We start from the raw sequence: 21,105 nt of genomic DNA on the forward strand, positions 1-21,105 counted from the left end.
CCCCGACGTTAACTATATGTAAACAGGAAGATATCTATGTCACAACTCGTTCATTTCCAGGGCAACCCGGTTGCTGTTGCAGGTTCCATTCCGCAGGCTGGCAGCAAAGCGCAGGCTTTTACTCTGGTGGCTAAAGATCTGTCTGACGTCACACTGGCTCAGTTTGCGGGCAAACGCAAAGTGCTGAACATTTTCCCGAGCATTGATACCGGTGTTTGCGCCGCATCCGTGCGTAAGTTCAACCAGCTGGCAACTGAAATGGACAACACCGTTGTGCTGTGCATTTCTGCTGACCTGCCGTTCGCCCAGTCTCGCTTCTGCGGCGCTGAAGGCCTGAGCAACGTTATCACCCTCTCCACCCTGCGCAGCCCGGATTTCCTCGAAAACTACGGCGTCAGCATCGCCGAAGGCCCTCTGAAAGGCCTGGCAGCACGCGCGGTACTGGTTCTTGATGAAAACGACACTGTCGTCTTCAGCGAACTGGTTAATGAAATCACTACCGAGCCGGATTACACCGCCGCGCTGGAAAAGCTGAAAGCATAATCATTACTTAGCATTCTATACCGCTTTTTCAAAACCTCGCTATGGCGGGGTTTTTTATTAACTACTCGCTGAAACGTTAAAGCAATAATGAGCTTGCGTCACAAAATTAACGCAATTCAGTTTCAAGAATTCACCAAAATAGCGATCAGATCCGCATATTGATCGTTAAATAACCCTGAATTTACCCTCAGTGAGGCGCATCACATTTCCCTTATCGCCAAAACATTAGATTTGCTTACGAAGTTAAATAATCGTTTCAGCAAAAAGGGATAAATATGAAAATAAAACTGGCTTTAACGCTCCTTTCGGTACTGGTTTCGGGCCATGCCGCAGCAAAAACCTGGGTGCTGACAAGCGCTGAAAGCAGCGTGGAAAAAGGAAACTGGAAGATTTCCAGCGATGAGCTGAAGATTAACGATCGAACGTTCAGCATCGAGCAAAAAGTGTTGCACGGCGGCAAGCAGGAAGGTAGTAAAGTGATCGTTATTAGTAGTAAAAACGGCCTGACCATCACCTTAAGCCCGACGCGCGGGATGAACCTTCTGCACGTGGAGGGCTTTGGCACCAGGCTGGGCTGGAACTCCCCCGTTAAAGAGGTCGTTAACCCGGCGTATATTAATCTGGAAAGCCGAAACGGACTTGGCTGGCTGGAAGGTTTCAACGAGATGATGGTCCGCTGTGGCTACGAATGGACGGGGCACCCGGTCACCGCTGACGGCCAGATTTACACCCTGCATGGCAAGGCGGGGAATACACCGGCATCCCAGGTGGAGGTAGAAATTGCGGATGCTGCCCCGCATGAAATTCGTATTCGCGGTCTCATCAAAGAAACCACCTTTAAAAAAGCGGATCTGCAAACCATGACCGAACTGCGTTACGTTCCAGGAACCAACCAGTTCAGCCTGCATGACGTTCTGACGAACCATGCCGATTACCCTCATGACTATCAGATCATCTACCACAGCAACTTCGGGGCGCCTGTCCTCGAAGAAGGCGCGCGCTTCCTTGCCCCGGCGGCAAGCGTGAGCCCGTTCAATGATTACGCGAAAGCGGGCGTTAACGACTGGCAAACCTACGCCGGGCCGACAAAAGGCTTTGATGAGATGGTCTTTAACATCAAACCGCTTGCGGACAGCAACCATGAAACCCTAGCGGCGGTGGTGAATAAAGCCGGTGACAAAGGCGCGTCAATTCAGTTTGATACCCGCCAGCTGCCCGTGCTGACCCTGTGGAAAAATACCGATACGCCAAAACAGGGCTATGTCACGGGGATTGAGCCAGGCACCAGCTACGCCTACCCCGTCACCATTGAACGCGAGCAGAAGCGGGTTAAGCAGCTGCAACCAGGCGCCAGCGCTCAATTTGACCTGACCTATACCCTGCTACACAGCGCGCAGCAGGTGAAGGACGTCGAAAGCAGGATTGCGTCGATTCAGGGCGAGACAAAAACAGAGCTCGTGACCACGCCGCTGGCGAAGGAATAAGCATTAAAAAAGCCTCTTTACAGAGGCTTTTTGTTATTCGTCACCTTTCTTATGATTCAATCCATACTCACGTAACTTATTCGCAATCGCGGTATGCGAGACGCCAAGCCGTTTTGCCAGCTTTCGGGTGCTGGGATAGCTGCGGTACAGCTGCGTCAGCACGGATCGCTCGAAGCGGCTGGTGATATCATCCAGCGAGCCTTCCATCGCTTCTTCGCCTACCGATACCGTCCCGGCGTCGTAATCCGGCAACAGAATGTCCTGAGGGCGCAATTCATACCCTTCCAGCTGGGTCAGCGCGCGATAAACGGCGTTTTTAAGCTGACGAATGTTGCCCGGCCAGCCGTAGCGCATTAACACCGTGCCGAGATCTGCAGACAGTTTCGGACGTGGAACACCCTGCTCGTCGGCAAAGCGGGCCACAAACAGCTCCGTTAGCGGCATGATGTCCTGCGGACAATCGCGCAGCGGTGGAATGTTCAGCGTCAGGACGTTGAGGCGGTAATAGAGATCTTCGCGGAAAATCCCCTTTTGCACCAGTTCCACCAGGTTCTTCTGGGTGGCGCAAATGACGCGCACGTCCACATGCACTTCGTGATCCTCACCGACGCGGCGGAAGGTGCCGTCGTTCAGGAAACGCAGCAGTTTAGCCTGCATACGCGGCGACATTTCGCCGATCTCGTCCAGCAGCACGGAGCCGCCGTTGGCCTGCTCGAAGAACCCTTTCTTGCCTTCCGGCGCGTGTCCAAACAGCTCGCTTTCGACGGCATCTTCTGGAATTGAAGCGCAGTTAAGCGCCAGATACGGTTTTGCCGCACGCGGGCTTGCCAGGTGCACGGCGTGCGCCAGCAGATCTTTCCCGGTACCGGTATCGCCGGTAATCAGCAGCGGCGCGGTCAGGCTGGCAAGCTTACGCGCCTGGTCAACCACGTGGCGCATTTTCGGGCTGACGGCAATAATCTGGCTGAATGCGCCAACGTCCTGGCTGGAGAGGTTTTGCAGCTGGCGCCCCATGCGTAGCGTCGAGCGCAGCATGATCACCGCCCCGGTCAATATGCGACTATTTCCTTCTCCTTTCAGATAGACCGGCGTGATCTCCATCAGGAAATTCTGCCCGTTAATCACCACATGCTCGCTGTGCGTATTCTGCGGGTTGCTGTCCAGCCAGCGCTGGAAGTTAAAACCGGGGATCAGCTGCGCGGCGTGGTGGCTGCTGAGCTTCTCCTGGCTCTGCGCGAAAAGCTGGCAGCTCGCGTGGTTAACGCGCTCGACTTTACTTTTCAGATCCAAAGAGAGGAACGGCTCGGGCATCGCTTCAAGCAGCGCGCTCAGGGCGAGGTGCTCACGTTCGGAGGGCATCCAGGGGATGGTGCGTACATCCGTAACGCCAGCGATACGGCGGATTTCCGCCATCAGGCTGCTGAAGGTGTTAAATTCAATTTCGGCAAAATTGAGGTAAATTCGCCCGACAGGATCGATCTCAATGCCACGTAAATCAATGCTACGTAAAACAAGAAGATCGAGTAATTCGCGGGTAAGACCGAGACGGTCTTCACAGAAGACTTCAAGACGCATGGGAAATTCACCGTTTTAAGCCAATAACGTTAAAATGATATGTCAGAACTCGGTGAACCGGAAGATGGCTGTCAACAAATATTGACAGCCAGCACGATTAGTGAACAACGCCTTAAGGAGACGGTTTTTTATTGAGCGTTTCTTTCAGCTGACCGATCAGTTCACGCCTGAAATCCCCCAGCCGCGGCTTATCGCCATCAATCCACGGCAGCGGACGGCACACCTCCATCGCTTTGATACCCAAACGCGCCGTCAGCAAGCCCGCGCCAATGCCCTGGGCTGCACGGGCTGAAAGACGCGCCGCCAGATCCTGCGACATCCAGTCCATTCCCACTTCGCGCACCAGCTCGCTCGCGCCCGCAAACGCGATATTGAGCAGGACCAGTTTGAACAGCCTGAGCCGGCTGTAGTAACCCAGCTCTATGCCGTAAAGGTTCGCGATACGGTTGATGAGGCGCAGGTTACGCCAGGCGATAAAGGCCATATCCACCAGCGCCAGCGGGCTGACGGCAATCATCAGCGTGGATTCCGCCGCCGAGCGGCTAATCTCACGCCGCGCCTGGGCATCCAGCACCGGCTGAACCATATGGGAATAGAGCGTGACCACCTCCCGGTCGTTCTGGGTTTCATGGATGGCGGCGTACCAGCGCTGGAGCGCAGGATGCGACTGATCGATACCGGCCTGGCTGGCCAGTTTTTCACAGAAGGCGCGGCCTTTGCCGGTGCCGTGGCTGTGGAGGAGATCCCGCGCTTCATCGCGCTCGTGCGCGCGCTGTCGCAAACGCCAGAGGCGGCGCCACTCGGTGGCAACCGACCCGACGCCCGCCCCCACGATGAGCGCGCCCGCGGCACATCCGCCCAGCGCAACCCAGTCCTGGGTTTGCCAGGCGTTCATCGCCCACTGGACGCCCTGCCCGACCACGCTGACGCCAAACAGCGCCAGACCGGCGGTGACCATCTTGCGCCACAGGCTGCGTTTAGGACGCAGAGCGGCTTCCACGGCCGCCTCCGCCGGACCGTCTTCGACGGCGGGATCGTCCGGCAGCGCCGGGGCAAAGTTCTCCGCCTGCGCGCCGCTGAACGTCTGCGCCGTTTTAAAGGCGTCCTGACGCTCGGGCTCAAGCGTTCCGGTAAAGTCTATGCGCGGTTTTAACGGTTCCGTCATCGCAATTTATCTCCAATCAAAAACTCCAGCGCCGCATCCAGACGGATGTGCGGTAACGGCCGATCGACGCTCATGGTCTGAGGGCGGAAGGCTTCAAACTGGAAGCCCTGGCTCTGCCAGAAGGCCTGGCCCGGCAGCCGCGCGGGCACTTCGCCGGGATAGACGGTAAGCGGCTCGCCGTCACTGAGTCGATTCCCGCGTAATGCTGGTATTTTCTCGCCGTTAAGGTCAATCAGGCCGCTTTGGGTCGCCTGCACCGATGCGAGCCCAAGACAATCCATACTGATGCCTTCAAACGCGGCGTTTTGCCAGGCGTCCTGCACCAGTTGCTGCAGCAGAGAAACCATGTTGGCGTGCTGATCGACCGTAACGTGATCGGCTTTCGTGGCCGCAAACAGCAGCTTGTCGATCACCGGTGAGAACAGACGACGAAACAGCGTCCGCTGCCCGTAGTGGAAACTCTGCATCAGCTGCGTCAGCGCGAGGCGCATATCGTTAAATGCCTGCGGCCCGCTGTTGAGCGGCTGCAGGCAATCCACCAGCACAATCTGGCGGTCGAAACGTAAAAAGTGGTTTTTATAAAAACCTTTGACCACCTTTTCGCAGTAGTAATTGTAACGCTCGCGCAGCATGCCGGCATTCGTGTGTTTGTCGGCCTGTGCCAGCTTCGACTCGCCTGCGCCGTCCACATCCGGCCACGGGAAGAACTGCAGCGCGGGCGCGCCTGCTAAATCACCCGGCAAGACAAAACGGCCCGGCTGGATGAAGTGCAGCCCTTCCTGTTTGCACTGATGCAGATAGTCCGTCCAGGCTTCAGCAATGGTCGCCAGACGGTTTTCATCCGCAGGCGCCAGCGGATCAAGGCCCTCGCACAGCTGTCGCCATTTCGTTGACCACTCTGCGCGTTGCCCTTGCAACAACCCCGTCATCTGGCGGGACCAACTGAGGTAGTCCTGCGCCAGCATCGGCAGGTCGAGCAACCATTCGCCGGGATAATCGACGATTTCCAGATACAGGGTTGAGGTATCCTTAAAGTGACGTATCAGCGATTCATTAGAACGAAAGCGCAGCGCAAGGCGAATTTCACTGACGCCTCGCGTTGGCGTCGGCCACGCGGGCGGATCGCCGTAAAGCTGTGCCAGCCCTTCGTCGTAGGTAAAACGCGGTATGCCAAAATCACGCTGAGGGACGCGCTTAACGCCCAGCAGACGCTCTTCCCGCACGGCGCTGAGCAACGGCAGCCGCGCGCCGGCGTGCAGGTTCAGCAACTGGTTTACCATTGCGGTGATGAACGCCGTCTTACCGCTGCGGCTCAGGCCGGTGACGGCCAGACGCAGATGTCGATCAACGCCGCGGTTCACCAGTGAATTGAGTTCGTTCTTAAATCGCTTCATTGCCATCCTTCATTGCCCGGAAGCCAGGAATGTATGGCTTCAGAATACAATAAATGGGGGCAGATCGTTGATTATCAATTCTTATTTATTGCTATTGCAGTTTTCTCTCCAGTAAGATGAACGACATTGCTGTCAGTCCGGAGTGAGTAAGGTGTATGTCACCCACCATCTATGATATCGCACGGGTTGCGGGCGTATCGAAATCAACCGTTTCCCGCGTTCTGAATAAACAAACGAATATTTCCCCTGAAGCGCGAGACAAAGTGCTTAAGGCGATAGACGAATTAAATTATCAGCCCAACAAACTGGCCCGCGCCCTGACCTCTTCTGGCTTTGATGCCATTATGGTTATTTCGACCCGCTCGACCAAAACTACTGCCGGTAACCCTTTTTTCTCCGATGTTCTTCACGCCATTACGGCAAAAGCGGAAGAGGAAGGGTTTGACGTTATTTTACAAACCTCGAAAAGCAGTGAGGACGATCTGCAGAAGTGCGTGGGAAAAATAAAGCAGAAGATGATCAAAGGGATCATCATGCTGAGTTCACCGGCAAACGAATCTTTTTTCACCACGCTGGACGAATACGGTGTGCCCGTGGTGGTTATTGGAAAAGTAGAAGGAAAGTTCCAGAATATTTATTCTGTTGATACGGACAATTTTCACGACAGCGCTATTCTGGTCGATTCTTTTATTAAACATGGACGAACAAAAATTGCCTGTCTGCATGCCCCGCTCGATTATCACGTTTCTATCGATCGCCTTGCGGGTTATAAATCCAGCCTTGAGAAGCAGGGTATCGCCATTAATCCAGACTGGGTCATTGATGGCGGATATACCCATGAAAGCGCGCTCCAGGCAGCCTGCAAATTACTCTCGTCTGACAACCCACCCAATGCCGTTTTTGCTACTGACAGTATGAAATTATTGGGTCTTTATCGTGCAGCGGATGAGTTAAATCTGATGGTTCCCGAGCAGGTTGTTATGGCAGGCTACAGCGATCCGATGCTGTCTCTCGTTTTAACCCCTGCGCCAGGCGGGTTTGATATTCCGACGAGAAAGCTCGGCGAAGAGAGCTGCAACGTGTTGTTTAAGCGTATTGCGGGTAAACCTGCGCCGCATAAGATTTTGGTTGATACGCATTTTTCGGCTGCGGCGTCCTTGCGCTAATAACCAGGGGCAATCGCCCCTGGTTAATCATGATCAGAACGCGTAGTTCACGCCGACACCTGCGTAGTGGAAGCGATCGCTCTCACCTTCGTCATGGTTTTCCCATTCGTAGGCATATTCCAGCGTCATGGATAAACCGTTGTTAAAATCATAGGCGTACAGCATACCCAGACGGTTGAAATCATGTCCTTCACGCGTCGGATCGTCCTGCCAGTCCCAGTTTGACCAGCGATCGAGTCCCAGACGGGTATAAGGCGTTAACGTCGTCTGGCCTAACGAAATCGGCAGGTAGGCACGAATTTCCTGGGTAGAAAACTCGCCGTTATTACGTGAGCTGTCCATATTGAAGCCGCGCTCTAAATAATAATTTACTTTCGCAGAGAACGTTTCGTTGATGGTCCAGGTAAAACCGGTTTCGGTCTCGACGCGGCTGTCCGAATAACCGGTTTTTTCCAGATCGTTGGCAAACTGATACATGGCAAACCAGCCGCTAAAGCGCCAGTCGTCGGTTAATTTTATATCCCAGTCAGGCTGAACTTTATAGCGCTGCATATTAGCGCTGCCGTCTTTGGCGCCGTGTTCATCTTTAAAGTGATAACCATAATTGCGGAAGCCACCGGTCAGACCGAACGTAAAATCATCGGTGCCGATAAAGCGGTAGCGCAATTCAAATTCCGGGCGATCGAAATAGGTGCCACGCGTCATGCTGCTATAATCAACCGGCCCTTCCTGATACATTGCCAGAGAGATTGTCCAGGCATCCCATGTTGCATTAAACCATACGGAGGGTTCATATAATCCATCTTTATCGTCGCCCTGACCTTCGACGTTTTCAATTTCATACATGGCACCGATATTAAACGCCCACTGCTTTGCGGATTCTGTTGCTTGCGCGCAGCTAACCCCTGCGCACAGAACGAGCGCAGCACTTCTTAGTAGAGTACTCATTAAATATTCCCTTTATAATTAACAAACAAAAAAAACCGGAAATTTGCATTTCCGGCAAACACCTTTCTTATCTAATAGCCGCTTCGGTATCGGCGTCGAAGAAATGGCACTTATTCATATCGAACTGAATGCCGATAGTATCTCCGGCTACGTAGTCATTGGCCGCGCCTGCGCGGACAACCAGTTCATGTCCGCCCACGGTGACATAAAGCATAAATTCGGCACCGGTAAGCTCAGCGACGCTGACTTTCGCCGCGATATCTTCTCCGCTGCTCTGCAGGGTAAGAATGTCTTCCGGACGGATCCCGAAGACGACCGCTTTACGCTGGTAACCTTGCGCATTCAACTCGGCCAGCTTGTCCTCAGGGATCTCCAGACGCAGCGTTTCCGTTACGAAATAGCGATCGTCGATAGCGCCACGAATGAAGTTCATTGCCGGAGAGCCAATGAACCCTGCGACAAACATATTGGCCGGCTCGTTGTATACCTGCTTCGGCGCACCCACCTGCTGAATGATGCCGTCTTTCAGGATCACGATGCGAGTCGCCATCGTCATGGCTTCCGTCTGGTCGTGCGTAACATAGATCATGGTGGTGTTAAGCTTCTGGTGAAGCTTGCTGATTTCGGCACGCATCTGCACGCGAAGCTTGGCATCGAGGTTGGATAACGGCTCATCCATCAGGAAGACGCCCGCTTCGCGCACGATCGCCCTGCCCAGCGCCACACGCTGGCGCTGACCACCCGATAAAGCGCCAGGTTTACGCTTCAGGTATTCGCGTAACCCTAAAATCTGCGCCGCCCAGTTCACGCGTTCTTCAATCACCGCGGGCGCTATTTTTTGCATTTTCAGGCCAAACGCCATGTTGTCGTAGACCGTCATATGCGGATAAAGCGCATAGTTCTGGAATACCATTGCGATATCACGCGATTTGGCAGGCACGTCATTCATGCACACGCCGTCGATAATCAGTTCACCCGCGCTGATCTCCTCAAGACCGGCAATCATTCGCAGCGTCGTGGATTTGCCGCAGCCCGACGGACCGACGAAAACAATAAACTCTTTGTCTTCAATTTCGAGGTTGAAATCCTTAACCACGTGGACCTGGTTATCATAGATTTTCTGAATATGTTTCAGAGAAAGTTGAGCCATAATTTATTCCTTATCAATACGCCCGGGACGCCCAGAATTCTGTCAGGCATTTCCAGGTCAGTTCCCGCGTTGAATGAAGTTGTAATCCCGCATGGTTAAGGCCAGGCCCAATCCCGACCGACAGCATTCCTGCGGCGTTGATTGCTTCAACACCCGCAGCGGCATCTTCAATGCCAATCGCCTCTGCAGGACGCACGTTCAGCCCCGCACAGGCCGCAAGGAAGATCTCCGGGTCCGGCTTTGAACGGCAAATGCGGGAAGCATCAGCGCAAAAATCGAAGGCCTGATGAATGCCCAGCGCGTGCAAAATCCCTGGGGCATTGAGCGATACGGATGCCAGCCCAATCTTGACCTTCGCGGCACGGATCTCCGCCAGCACGACGCGGATCCCCGGCAGCAGAGAATCCTGCGTCAGTGATGCCAGCGACTGGACGTAAAACGCATTTTTTTTCGTCGCAAGCGCCAGGCATTGCTCCTCGCTAAACATCCTCTCTTTTCCGCCGTGCTTCAGAATGCGCTGGAGGGAATCCATGCGGCTTATCCCCTTAAGCTGTTCGTTAAACACTTCGTCGAAGGTAATGCCAATTTCCTCCGCCACGGCACGCCAGGCCAGAAAGTGGAGATGCGCGGTATCGGTGATCACACCGTCCAAATCGAATACAACAGCCTTAAGCGTCATGGCGCCCCTCCGTGGTAGCGGTCCCAGATGCGGATACAGAAAAGTCCTTATAGGTGCAAACTTTTCGCTCCGATACATGCAGCGTTTTGCCCCACAGCGTCAGCGTGGCAGGCGCCGTGGTTTCAATGGTTAACACCTCGTTTTCATACGTGAAGTGCATTGCTGCGTTCCGCCACCGCAGCGGGAAAGCGAGTTTCTGCCAGTGAGCAGGCAGTTTTGGCGCGAGATGCAGTTCCCCTTCAATGATTTGCAGGCCAGCAAATCCCTGAATTGCACCAGACCAGATCGCACCGGTTGCCGCGGCATGAATGCCCTCATCGCTGCTGTGCGGATCGTCGCCCAAATCAATGGCGATGCCATCGCGCCAGAAGGCATAGGCCCCCTGCGTGTCACCGCAGCGCGCGAGCACAATCCCGTGAATTGCCTTGCTCAGGGACGAATCATGGATCGTGCGTGGCTCATAGAACGCCAGATTGGCGGCGCATTGCCGTGGCGTAAACCGTTCTGGCAGCAGGTAGTTAAGCATCACCACATCGGCCTGCTTAAGGATCTGCATCTCGTTCACTTCCGCGCGGGAATAATCGAGCAGAATCGTCTGCTTGCCCGCTTTGGCTTTGTAGCGGCTCAGATCGATGGCAGGTTTTGCCATGAAGGTATCATCCTGCGGGATCACACCGTCTGCATCGGCCTCCGGTAGCCATAAGCGCGCCAGGAACTGCGCGGCATTCTCCGTAAAACGCGCATCCTCACGCCCAAACATCGCCATGAACTGGCGCGCGCAGGCAACGTTGTGCCAGGCCAGATAGTTGGTGTAAGCGTTGTTGTTCACGTGCTCGGTGTATTCGTCCGGTCCGATCACGTCATGGATTTCCAGACGACCATTAACTTCCGCGGCGCGTCCCATCCAGAACAAGGCCGTTTCCATCAGCAGCGTCAGGCCTTCGTTACGCATAAAGGCATCATCGTGCGTCGCCTGCCAGTAAGCGACGACGGCCCAGGCAATATCAGCCACGATGTGATGCTCAGCAAGTGCGGAAGCCACCTTCTGACGTACCCCGGTGCGGATGTTGATTGCCGCGAACTCCGGCGTCTCTTCCTCTCCGCTTGCGGCGCTTTCCCATGGGAACAACGCGCCCGGCCAGCCGTTACGACGGGCTTTTTCCCGTGCGCCAGCCAGATTAAGCCAGCGATAGCGCAGCAGGCTGCGGGCAACCTGCGGGCGGGTAAACAGATGGAAAGGCAGCAGGAAAATTTCGGTATCCCAGAAGACGTGCCCCTTGTACCCTTCGCCCGTCAGTCCTTTTGCGGCAATACTACTTCGCTCATCATGGGCAGGCGTCATCGTGGTCAGGTGCCAGACCGCATAATCCAGCGCCATCTGATCCTGTTGCTCTGCGGAAGTCACTTCCACCCGGGCATCACGCCAGACCTCTTTCCAGGCATACCCTGAGCTTTCAAGCAATGCGTCGTAACCTCTTGCGGCAGAAACTTTGAGATCGGCCAGCGCGTTGCGCGCAAAAGACTCCTGTGACAGCGCTTTATCGCTGCGATGTGTCACCCAGACGATCTTTTCAAGCGTGACAGTGTCACCCTGAGCAATGGTCAGTGAATGATGTACGCTGAGACGCCGATTTTTGGCGGTGAAACAGCTGTCACTTTTCGAGGAGAGTTGGCAAAACGCCGAAACAACAACCTCCGACGCCCGGTCCTGCGTTTCATACACCCCCTGCATATAGTGCTGATCAAAGACCCTGACCGAGAGTTCATCCAGATGCTGTCTGCCGCTGTTCGTTTGCGTCGCATCAATGCCGGTTTTCAGCACGGCATGCGTGGCGGCATCAAGAGGCGTGATCGCGAGCTGCATAGCCACTAATGGCAACTGGTCCAGCGACACAAAACGACGACTCTCCAGCCGATAGCGCTTGCCGTCGGGCGAACGCCAGACAACGTTACGATGCAGTTCGCCGTTAGCGAAGGCCAGCTCGCGCTGCCACTCAAGAATTTCCCCAGCCAGGAGGGTGAAATTGACGCCGTCCAGCTCTACATCAATACCGGTGATATCCGGCAGATTGACCAGCTCGGTGGTCTCGTTGCGCCCCGCGCGATGATACAGCCCAGCGAGATACATGCCTCTGGTCTGCTGGGTGTACTCTTCTTCGTGCGCGGCGCGAATACCCATGTAGCCATTGCCGCATGCCATGATGGAGGCGTATTTATTCAGGCTGTGTGGACAAAAGCCCGGATCGGTTAATACAGAGACGTTCAGCATAGTGTTACGCTTTCCCCTGTTTCTGCGGATTCATAAAGCGCGCCAACAAGCTGCTGAATTACCAGTCCCTGTTCTGCATCGGCAATCATCACGGGCTCTCCCAGCACGTGACGTACGAAAGCATCCATGCTGCGCAGATGGCGCTGATCGTCCGCCTCTTCGCGCTGGGTAAGGGTTTCTAAAACACCGGCTTCGTCATTGTAGATGTGCGCCGGGAACAGCGTTGCACCCGCCTTTTCACCGCAGAAAGAGACGTTCATGATTGACTGCTCGCGAATGTTAAGCGCAAAGGAGGTGTCCAGACGCAAAATGCCGCCGTTGCAGAATTCAATCGTGCCAAACAGCGCATCTTCCACGGTAAATTGCGCAGGATCCCACTCGCCAAACTGACCGGTGCTTTTACGGTTTCCCAGCCTCTGGAAGCTGTGCGCAGTCACCCGATTGACCGCCGGGAAACCCAGGACATACATTGCGGCGTCGAGCATATGAATGCCGATATCAATCAGCGGTCCACCGCCCTGTAGCGATTTGTTGGTAAAAACGCCCCACCCCGGCACACCGCAGCGACGCAGCGCCTGCGCTGAGGTAAAGTAAACCTCACCGAGCGTTCCGTTCATTACCGCATCGCGCAGGAGTTGGGTATCCAGGGCAAAGCGATGGTGAAAATCATAGGCCAGGACTTTTCCTGCCTTGCGCGCCGCGATGCGCATCTCATCAGCCTGCTGCGGCGTCATCGCCGGGGGCTTTTCACACATCACATGGCAGCCCGCCTCGAGCGCCGCCATCACGTGTTCAAAATGGAATCGGTTGGGCGAACAGACGCTCACCACATCCGGTTTTACTGCCTGCAACATCTCGTGAGCGTCCTGCCATGCCGATGGAATAGCATAACGTTCCGCGAACGCCTGTGCCTGCTCAAGGCGGCTGTCCATGACAGCCACCATTTGAACATCACTGCGCGTGGCGTAATACGAGGCATGCACTTTGTCCGCGACCTGCCCGGCGCCAATAATGGCGACGCGCAGAGGCGAAGGTGTAGAAGCACTCATCACGCTCGTCATCCTTAGCATTCACGCAAATAAGTGAGAGAGTCCTGATAAGCCTTAGCCGGATCCTCGGCGCGAACACGGCATTCATACACCACGTATCCCTGATAGTTATCGGCACGCAGCTGACCGAACAGGCTGGCGAAATCGAGGCTGCCGCTGCCCGGCTGATAGCGATGATTATCTGCAATGTGAACATGACCCAGCAGATCGCGGTTCTGATGCAGCGCGTCCGCCAGCGAGTCTTCTTCAATGTTCATGTGATAGAAATCACCGATGATCTGCACGTGCTTCAGGCCGTTCTCTTCGATATAACGACGCGCGTCTGCCAGGGTGTTGATCATATGATCCTGGTAGCGGTTCAGCGGCTCCAGGTAGACGATGGTGCCGGTGCGCGCGGCCACCTCATCCAGCCAGCGCAGCGAGGCGCTTACGGCTTTGCGGTCACCGTCCAGGCTGCGTGGAGAGGTCATTGGCGGCAGACGGAAGGTAAACATGCCCCAGGCAGCAGGCACGATAATGCCCTTTCCGCCCACTTCCGCCAGCGCTTCCAGAATGCGTTCGATCTGCTGTAATCCGTTCAGACGGCGTTCTTCGATGAAATCACCGATCCAGCCATCGTACCCGCCACATGCTGTCGTCACCGGCAGGCCCGTGGCTTTGATAGCGGCTTTCACTTCATCGAGATTTTCCACCAGCAGACGTCCGTCAATTTCGTAGCCATCAAAACCCATCGCTTTGATGTACTCGAATTTTTCCATGATGTTGGTCGGGAAAAAGGCCTGGTTTTGTGTTGCGATCTTCATGATTTGCTGTCCTTAGCTTAAAAAGTGACGCCCATTTTGATACTGAGTTCCGGATGCTGATCGACATACTTCATATAGCTTTCCGGGCTGGTGGTGAAGGTCACGACCGGGTCGATCAGATCTTCACAGTTCAGATAACCGTTCATCAGCAATTCCCAGCAGGTCTCTTCGATACGCTTGCGGCTCCAGCGCGGATAGTCCGGGTTCGGTTCACTGCAGGCGCGGGAGAAGACAATCTTCGCGTTGTTGAAGTGCGCTTCGCGGCCCAGGTTGAAGCCCGCTGCAAAAGGTTTGGCGAAAGCCACGTAGGAGATGGTGCCGCCGTAGGCGAGCCCGCGCAGCGCGGACTGCAGTGCATCTGCAAAGCCGCTGGTTTCGATGATCACGTCCGCGCCCTGCTTGCCGGTCAGCTTTTTGATTTCCAGACCGACATCGGTACCGATTGGATTCAGGCAGTGGTCCGCGCCGTGACGGCGAGCGATCTCACAGCGGTGTTCAATCGGATCAACGCCGATAACCACTGACGCACCGGCTTTTTTCGCCAGCTGAATCGCAATTTGTCCGATGGCTCCCAGACCGACCACGACAACAAAGTCACCCACACGGACGTTGGCATCACGCACGCCGCTCATGGCGAACTGCGCCGGATCGTAGCAAACGGCATTCTTCCAGGACGCGCCCTGCGGCATTTTACGCAGCTTATAGTTGTTCACCGCGTTAACGATGACCGTCTCCTGCAGCGGGCCGTAGCAGCAGACGCTGTCGCCGATCTGGTATTCCGTTACGTCTGCACCGCATTCAATAATGTCGCCAACGATCATGTTGCCCAGCTGGAACTTACCGAATTCGATACCGCGCGCAGCGCCCTCTTCACGCGGCGTGAACATCTGCCACTCTGCGTTGAACTCTTCATCAATAAACGGGCTTGCCGCGCGGAAATCCACGACTTCCGTTCCGTGCTTCGGGGCGCCAAAGCGGGCGCGAATTTTCACTTCATATGCTTCTACAGCACGGTCTTCATACTCCACCAGCGCCGCTACGCGTGGCGCTGTCGCAACTAACTTCTTCATAACTTGCTCCTGATAAAAAATTGGCCGCCTTAGCCCTTGACGCCACCGGCGGTCAAACCACTTTTAATAAAACGTTCAGAGAGTGCGTACATGATGACCACCGGAAGCGCCGTCACCAGCGATGCCGCCATCATGCGACCCCAGATATAATCTGGCGTACTAAAGAGCGTGTTCAGCCCGACCGGCAGGGTAAAGTTGCTGGCGCTGGACAGGAAAATAGAGGCAAACAGGTAGTCGTTCCATGCCACCATGAAGCAGTAAACAAACACCGACACGAGACCGGAAATGGCCAGCGGCACGGTAATGCGGAAGATGATTTGCAGGCGGTTCAGACCATCCATCATCGCGGCCTCTTCTATTTCGTCCGGAATGGTGTCGAAATAGCTGCGCAGCATGAATACCGCCGTAGGCAACGTCTGGGTCACCATGGTGATGATCAGCGCCAGTTCAGTGTCGTAAATGCCGAGCGCGGTGATGATTTTGAACAGCGGCACCACCAGCAAAATCCCGGAGAACATATAGACGGTGTAGAAGCTCGCGTTGATCGTCGCGCGTCCTTTAAAACGCAGCTTGGACAAGGCGTAAGCGCCCAGCGTGCCGAGAAACACCGCAATTACCGATGACGTCAGCGACACCACCATGCTGTTGCGGAAGTAATCCACGAACGGGAAAATTAGCGGGTTAAAGATGTCAACGTAATGCTGAAGCGTCCACGCCTGCGGCAGAATAGTCGGATTCAGCGATATGGCCTCTTTCGCGCTCTTGAATGACGTCATCAGCATCACGAAGAACGGGAACAGCGTGATAATCAGAAATACCGCCAGCCCCAGATAGAAACCAATACGGCCCAGTATGCGTTTATTTGTTGCCATTGAGGTTTACCCTTTTTCTGGTCAGCAGAATGACGGCGAAGATGATCACAAACAGCACAACAGAAATGGCGGCTGCTTTGCCCAGATCGTTGAATGCAAAGGCAGTTTTATAGAGATACACGCCCAGAATATCGACCTTCGTGGTCAGCAGATAAACATCCGCAAACATGTAGAACATCCAGATGGTTCGTAGCGTCACCACCGTTGCCAGTACAGGCATGATGGCGGGCAACGTGACTATACGGAAACGCTGCCAGGCGTTGGCTCCGTCCATCTCTGCCGCTTCATACAGCGATTTATCAATGGTCTGTAAAATTGCCAGGAATGAGATAAAGGCATACGGGAAGTAGCGCCAGATGGCGAACAGCACCACCAGCACGAAGCTGCTGCCAGGGTTATCGAACCAGAGCGGCGCCTGGTCATACAGATGCAGCAGATCGACGCCCAGATAGTTCACAATGCCGTAGCCGTTGTTGAACATGTATTTCCAGGCAAATACCAGGGAAATAGAGGGCGTCACGTAGGATAAAATCACCAGCGAACGCGCCGTCTTCCGGAGACGAAACTCACGGTTAAAGAAGATGGCTACGGCAAGCCCCAGCCCGGTGCTGCCGAGCACGACCAGCGCCGTATACCAGAACGTCATCCACAGCGAGTGCCAGAACGCAGCATCCCCCAGAATGCGGATGTAGTTATCCAGGCCAACAAACACCGCATCAATACGCGGGTTAAGCGGCAGGCGTAAGAAACTGATTTCAATATTGGAAATCATTGGCCAGGCCACCAGGCCCCCCAGCAAAATCAGGCTGGGGGCCAACAGCAGCATGGCGAAAGGCATATCTGAACGACCAGAAAACAACGTCTTCATAATTTCCTTCCGCAGAGCGCTCCTATCGTTGTGAAATCAGGTCAGTCAGTCGCGTCTGGCTCTTGCTAAGCGTTGCGCTGAGATCTTGTTTACCCACGGTGACGTTATGCACCATGGAGCTGATAATGCCGGACCCTGTCACATCGCCCATGCGCGTGAAGTTTTTGTCGCCGACAGCACCAAACACCTGTACGTTCGGGAATTGGGCGATCAGTTCATAAGGCAGTTGCCCAAACGCTTTAATCACCTCGTTGTTTTTCCAGGTATCCGTTCCTACGACCAGCGTGTTCACCGGCAGCGCCGCGCCCGGCGACATCATGACCCAGTCGGTTGCGTTTTGAGCCTGCTCCATCCACGTCACAAACTTTTCAGCCGCTTGCGTTTCTTCTTCGGTTTGTCCGCTGGTGATCGTCAACGAGGTGACCATGCCATAAACGGCAGAGGACTTTTCTGTCGGGACAACGAAGCCAAGGTTGGCAGGGTTACCATCCTGGAATACCGCCGGCAGGATGTAGGTGGAATAGACGGCCATCGGTGCAGAACCGTTCATGAAGGCATCTTTGATCTCCATGACATCGTTCGAGCCCGGCATGGTGGTCGCGGCCAGCGCTTTATAGAACGCCAGCGCTTTTGCCATTTCAGGGGTGTCAATTTCAACGTTTCCGTTGGCATCAAAAACGTTCGCGCCGCCGGAAAGCGCAAACTGGGAGAACGCCTGCTCGGTCATGACGCTTTCCGCGGTGGGCAGCGCAATACCGTAATGTTTGTTGGCCGGGTCGTTAAGCTTCTGGCTGGCTTTCAGCAGCTGTTCCCAGTTATGCGGTTCCTGAATACCCGCAGCGGCAAGCACATCTTTGTGATACCAGACGCCGGACAGCCAGGCGCTCATCGGCACCCCCGTCCAGGCTGTGCCGTCTTCAGTACGCACAACGCGCAGGATCCCGTCATAGAAGGTCTTTTCGCCTACCGCTTCAATGGCTTCACCGATCGCCTTGCGATCCAGCAGTTGTTCCTTATCCATGACTTTCGCGTAATCATGGCTGACTTCAATCACTTCAGGCAGCGCGCCCGTTCTGGCGAGCGTAATCACTTTGGTGTTGTAGGCATCTTCTTCCACCGGTACCTGCTTCACCGTAATGCCGGGGTTTTCTTTCTCGAATTTTTCGATCAGTTTCGTAATAACCGCCTGGCGCTCCTGCTCTACTGACGAGTGCATGAACTCAATGGTCACAGCAGACGCTTTATCATCTTTACAGCCTGATAACAGGGCGCACGAAACCAGTGCTGATAACAGCACAATTTTGGGCATTTTCATTTTAGGGTCCTTTTTAGTTTTCTTTAATCCACATAACCTGCCATGGATTGAGGGTCAGCTCTTTACCGCTAACAGCTTGTCCTGATAGTAATTCCATACCAGTAAGCGTGTCCCCATAAACGGTATGAACGTTATTACTAAAATTAAACAGGGCTGTAATTCTCTCACCGTTTTCAGCCACGCGAACAATTTTAAGAATTTGTTCATCCAGTGATTCAAAAAATGCCTGGGCATCAGGGTGAAACGCACTTTCCCCACGACGAATCGCAATAAACTCGCTTAAACGGGAATAAATTTCATGACGAATGCTATTTTTATTATTAAGTTCGAGATCAACCTGACCTGCGGTATATTTCTTGCGGTTTATCGCGCGGTTATAGCCGAGGCGCTCGACCCCTTCATAATCGTTACGGGAGCCAAGAATACTTTGAATATACACGGCAGGTACACCTGGGAAACTTAACAGCACCGCATGCGCCAGAATAAAGCGCGCAATGCGTTCATCATCTGAACTGTTTTGCGCGCTTAAGGCGTCAAGATAGGTCACATTAATTTCGTAAGGACTGCGCGTACCGTCAGGATTATTTTTCCAGTTGACCAGCGCCCCTTCCTGCTGAAGTTTCTTAACCAGTGCGAGGATTTCTGATTCCGGCAGAATGCCGCGCAGTGGGTTCAGACCGATACCGTCATGAGACGCCAGGAAATTGAACCAGGTCGTTTTTGTTGAAGGCAGCGCCAGCGATCCCGCCCACTGACAGAGAGCGTTAACATCCTGACGGTGCACTGCATGCAGCACCAGCGGCGGCAAGGAGAACTGGTAGACCATCTGGGCTTCATTTTCACCGTCACCGAAATAAGAGATATTGTCCTTATGCGGGACGTTCGTCTCAGTAATGATCACGGTACCCGGCGCCACGGCCTCGGTAATAGCACGGAAAAGCTGGATAAGGCAGTGAGTCTGTTCCAGATGGATGCAGCTTGTTCCAGGGATCTTCCACATAAACCCGACGGCGTCCAGACGGATATAACGCGCCCCTTCCGCCAGGTAATGGAGCAGCACGTCAACCATCGCAATCAGCACCTGAGGCGAGGCGAAGTTAAGATCGATCTGGTCATCGCTGAAGGTGGTCCAAAGATGACGCACGCTGCCATCATGCAGCGTAAACGGCGTCAGCAACGGTAATGCGCGAGGACGCGTCACCGCAGATAAATCAGTTTCTGGATCGACAGCAATAAAGAAATCTTCGTAGCCAGGTTTCTGCGCAAGATAATTAGCAAACCATTCACTTTTTGCTGACATATGGTTGCAGACGAAATCAAACATTAAGCTGGCAGACTGTTTTAAATCAGCAACGTCTTGCCAGGTCCCGGTTTCAGGCGCAACGTTGTGGTAATCAATAACGGAAAATCCGTCATCAGAGGACCACGGATAAAAAGGTAAAAGGTGGACATGGGAAAACGTGCGAGCAAGCCACTCATTATAAAAGCGGGTAAATACCGGCAACGCTTTCTCCCCTTTCGCGGAGAACTGATCGGCGTAGGTGATCAGAACGACATCTTTTTCATCCCAGCCTGATTTACGCTTTTCTGTAATATCAACAGCAGCTTGTTCAAGCTTTGTTAATAACACTTTAAAATGTGCTTCAGAAAATGATTCACCGTAAATATGATTGATAAGTTTTTTAATTTTTGCGTTCACATTATTTTCCATGGTAGCGGTCCCACGAAAGGCAATCTACTCCCCTGAAAAATATCTGTCAACGAACCGGGAGGCTGAAAAACGCAATTACAAAGCTGCTCTGTGCAGTAATGTGAGCTGCCGCAAAGAAAGTGAGGGAAAGGGATGAAATGTCGTTAGCCCTTCCGGGGAGAGAAAGGGCTAACGCGAGCGTGAATTATCGGGATAAGTAGCGGCGTGACAGCCGCTTTGCCGCTTTTTGCAACAGAGGTTCAAGCGCCACGGCCAGCAACATTCTGACCGGCTTGCGGGCAACAGATTTGATCGCCCAGCCCGCCACACCTGCCGGGCCGTAACGTAACGCCGTCATCAGAACCAGTTTACCTGCGATTTTCAGGCCGGGTTTTACCTTCTGACCGGCCTGTTGCCAGTTTTTCTTCATGTATATTCTCTCTTAAAGCTGACGAAAACGACTTCTCAGCGTAAAGGTATCGGATGTGACATAGCGTTCCATTTCACGTAACCGCTTCTCCCCTTCAGCCAGCCGATCGTCAACCGCATTGAGAAGATCGTTACTGGTAGGCGCGCCTTCCGCAGCCAGTTCGCCTTCCGGCATCGGGTCAAGTACAAACGACAGCACGATGTAGGCCACGAAAGTGATAAACGCCAGGCCGAAAAATATCGACAGCACCGTGACCACACGAACCAGCTTTACCGGAACGTCGAGATAATGGGCCAGCCCGGCGCAAACGCCGCGCACCATGCCCTGCTGTGGAATTCGCCACAATTTTTTGTTCAGATTCAGTCCTGACATTAACGGTCCCTCCAGTTAGGATGTTCTGCATCCAGGATTGCTTCCAGCGCCTGAATGCGATCGCGCATCTTGTTAGCCTGGTCGGTAAGCTGCGCAAGACGTTGTTGTTCACTCTGGGATAAATCGTTCCCTGAAGAACGGTTGCTGTAGTGCAGCCATAGCCAAATCGGCAAAACAAACAGCACGAAAATCGTCAGGGGAATGGCCAGGAAAAGCGCGCTCATGTGTACTCCTTGTCGTCGGATGCTTAGCGGCACGCTCAG

20 protein-coding genes are annotated in these 21,105 nt (G+C 54.1%); 3 read left to right on the forward strand and 17 right to left on the reverse strand.

From position 1 onward, the window contains the following. Positions 1 to 36 precede the first annotated feature (36 nt). Positions 37 to 543: a thiol peroxidase gene (gene tpx, locus ACMGGH_RS18060; RefSeq protein WP_041909703.1), complete on the forward strand. Its 507-nt coding sequence runs from the start codon at positions 37 to 39 to the stop codon at positions 541 to 543. Positions 544 to 818: 275 nt separating this feature from the next. After that, entirely contained in the window at positions 819 to 2,027 is a 1,209-nt protein-coding gene (locus tag ACMGGH_RS18065) for an aldose 1-epimerase family protein (RefSeq protein ID WP_232948326.1), read from the forward strand. Between the two features lie 33 nt (positions 2,028 to 2,060). On the opposite strand, the gene tyrR is transcribed toward ACMGGH_RS18065, so the two are convergent. The 3 genes from tyrR to ACMGGH_RS18080 all read right to left on the reverse strand — a co-directional run bounded on the left by tyrR (position 2,061) and on the right by ACMGGH_RS18080 (position 6,161). Continuing rightward, positions 2,061 to 3,602 (reverse strand): transcriptional regulator TyrR, encoded by a 1,542-nt coding sequence (gene tyrR, locus ACMGGH_RS18070; protein ID WP_232948327.1) that lies wholly within the window; start codon positions 3,600 to 3,602, stop codon positions 2,061 to 2,063. A 112-nt stretch (positions 3,603 to 3,714) separates the two neighbouring features. Further along, positions 3,715 to 4,767 carry a YcjF family protein gene (locus tag ACMGGH_RS18075; RefSeq protein WP_193358177.1) on the reverse strand — a complete coding sequence of 351 codons (1,053 nt, stop codon included), beginning with the start codon at positions 4,765 to 4,767 and terminating at the stop codon, positions 3,715 to 3,717. Next, a complete protein-coding gene (locus tag ACMGGH_RS18080) occupies positions 4,764 to 6,161 on the reverse strand; it encodes a YcjX family protein (RefSeq protein ID WP_045260646.1) in 1,398 nt (465 codons plus the stop codon). The genes ACMGGH_RS18075 and ACMGGH_RS18080 overlap by 4 nt, the downstream gene beginning before the upstream one ends. 155 nt (positions 6,162 to 6,316) lie before the next feature. Between ACMGGH_RS18080 and ACMGGH_RS18085 the strand changes: the two genes are divergently transcribed. After that, positions 6,317 to 7,327, forward strand: coding sequence for a LacI family DNA-binding transcriptional regulator (locus tag ACMGGH_RS18085; protein ID WP_088205574.1), 1,011 nt, complete (start codon positions 6,317 to 6,319; stop codon positions 7,325 to 7,327). Between the two features lie 33 nt (positions 7,328 to 7,360). Here ACMGGH_RS18085 and ACMGGH_RS18090 read toward each other — a convergent pair whose 3' ends face one another. The 14 genes from ACMGGH_RS18090 to pspB all read right to left on the reverse strand — a co-directional run bounded on the left by ACMGGH_RS18090 (position 7,361) and on the right by pspB (position 21,066). After that, positions 7,361 to 8,275 (reverse strand): OmpG family monomeric porin, encoded by a 915-nt coding sequence (locus ACMGGH_RS18090; protein ID WP_232948328.1) that lies wholly within the window; start codon positions 8,273 to 8,275, stop codon positions 7,361 to 7,363. 67 nt (positions 8,276 to 8,342) lie between these two features. Continuing rightward, positions 8,343 to 9,425: an ABC transporter ATP-binding protein gene (locus ACMGGH_RS18095; protein ID WP_232948329.1), complete on the reverse strand. Its 1,083-nt coding sequence runs from the start codon at positions 9,423 to 9,425 to the stop codon at positions 8,343 to 8,345. Positions 9,426 to 9,438: 13 nt separating this feature from the next. Next, complete coding sequence (gene pgmB, locus ACMGGH_RS18100) at positions 9,439 to 10,104, reverse strand: beta-phosphoglucomutase (protein WP_232948330.1); 666 nt, start codon at positions 10,102 to 10,104, stop codon at positions 9,439 to 9,441. Next, entirely contained in the window at positions 10,094 to 12,373 is a 2,280-nt protein-coding gene (locus ACMGGH_RS18105) for a glycoside hydrolase family 65 protein (protein ID WP_232948331.1), read from the reverse strand. Before ACMGGH_RS18105 ends, pgmB begins: the two co-directional genes overlap by 11 nt. Further along, entirely contained in the window at positions 12,367 to 13,425 is a 1,059-nt protein-coding gene (locus tag ACMGGH_RS18110; RefSeq protein WP_232948332.1) for a Gfo/Idh/MocA family protein, read from the reverse strand. Before ACMGGH_RS18110 ends, ACMGGH_RS18105 begins: the two co-directional genes overlap by 7 nt. A gap of 11 nt (positions 13,426 to 13,436) precedes the next feature. Next, the gene (locus ACMGGH_RS18115) at positions 13,437 to 14,225 is read right to left on the reverse strand and encodes a sugar phosphate isomerase/epimerase family protein (protein WP_232948333.1); all 789 of its coding nucleotides are present in this window, start codon (positions 14,223 to 14,225) and stop codon (positions 13,437 to 13,439) included. A gap of 17 nt (positions 14,226 to 14,242) precedes the next feature. After that, positions 14,243 to 15,295 carry a zinc-dependent alcohol dehydrogenase gene (locus ACMGGH_RS18120; protein WP_232948334.1) on the reverse strand — a complete coding sequence of 351 codons (1,053 nt, stop codon included), beginning with the start codon at positions 15,293 to 15,295 and terminating at the stop codon, positions 14,243 to 14,245. A 29-nt stretch (positions 15,296 to 15,324) separates the two neighbouring features. Continuing rightward, positions 15,325 to 16,167, reverse strand: a complete 843-nt coding sequence (locus ACMGGH_RS18125) for a carbohydrate ABC transporter permease (RefSeq protein ID WP_028013372.1) — start codon at positions 16,165 to 16,167, stop codon at positions 15,325 to 15,327. Then, positions 16,154 to 17,035 carry a carbohydrate ABC transporter permease gene (locus tag ACMGGH_RS18130; RefSeq protein WP_028013373.1) on the reverse strand — a complete coding sequence of 294 codons (882 nt, stop codon included), beginning with the start codon at positions 17,033 to 17,035 and terminating at the stop codon, positions 16,154 to 16,156. Before ACMGGH_RS18130 ends, ACMGGH_RS18125 begins: the two co-directional genes overlap by 14 nt. Positions 17,036 to 17,057: 22 nt before the next feature. Continuing rightward, positions 17,058 to 18,350, reverse strand: a complete 1,293-nt coding sequence (locus ACMGGH_RS18135) for an ABC transporter substrate-binding protein (RefSeq protein WP_047368688.1) — start codon at positions 18,348 to 18,350, stop codon at positions 17,058 to 17,060. 13 nt (positions 18,351 to 18,363) lie between these two features. Continuing rightward, positions 18,364 to 20,061, reverse strand: a complete 1,698-nt coding sequence (locus ACMGGH_RS18140; protein WP_232948335.1) for a sugar phosphorylase — start codon at positions 20,059 to 20,061, stop codon at positions 18,364 to 18,366. 184 nt (positions 20,062 to 20,245) lie between these two features. Next, on the reverse strand, positions 20,246 to 20,470 hold the full coding sequence (gene pspD / locus ACMGGH_RS18145) for a phage shock protein PspD (protein ID WP_028013376.1): 225 nt from the start codon (positions 20,468 to 20,470) through the stop codon (positions 20,246 to 20,248). A 12-nt stretch (positions 20,471 to 20,482) separates the two neighbouring features. Further along, the gene (gene pspC / locus ACMGGH_RS18150; RefSeq protein WP_028013377.1) at positions 20,483 to 20,842 is read right to left on the reverse strand and encodes an envelope stress response membrane protein PspC; all 360 of its coding nucleotides are present in this window, start codon (positions 20,840 to 20,842) and stop codon (positions 20,483 to 20,485) included. Next, a complete protein-coding gene (gene pspB / locus ACMGGH_RS18155; protein WP_028013378.1) occupies positions 20,842 to 21,066 on the reverse strand; it encodes an envelope stress response membrane protein PspB in 225 nt (74 codons plus the stop codon). Before pspB ends, pspC begins: the two co-directional genes overlap by 1 nt. Positions 21,067 to 21,105: the final 39 nt, after the last annotated feature.

The organism is Enterobacter sp. BNK-16, from assembly GCF_048684955.1.
Lineage (GTDB): Bacteria > Pseudomonadota > Gammaproteobacteria > Enterobacterales > Enterobacteriaceae > Enterobacter > Enterobacter bugandensis.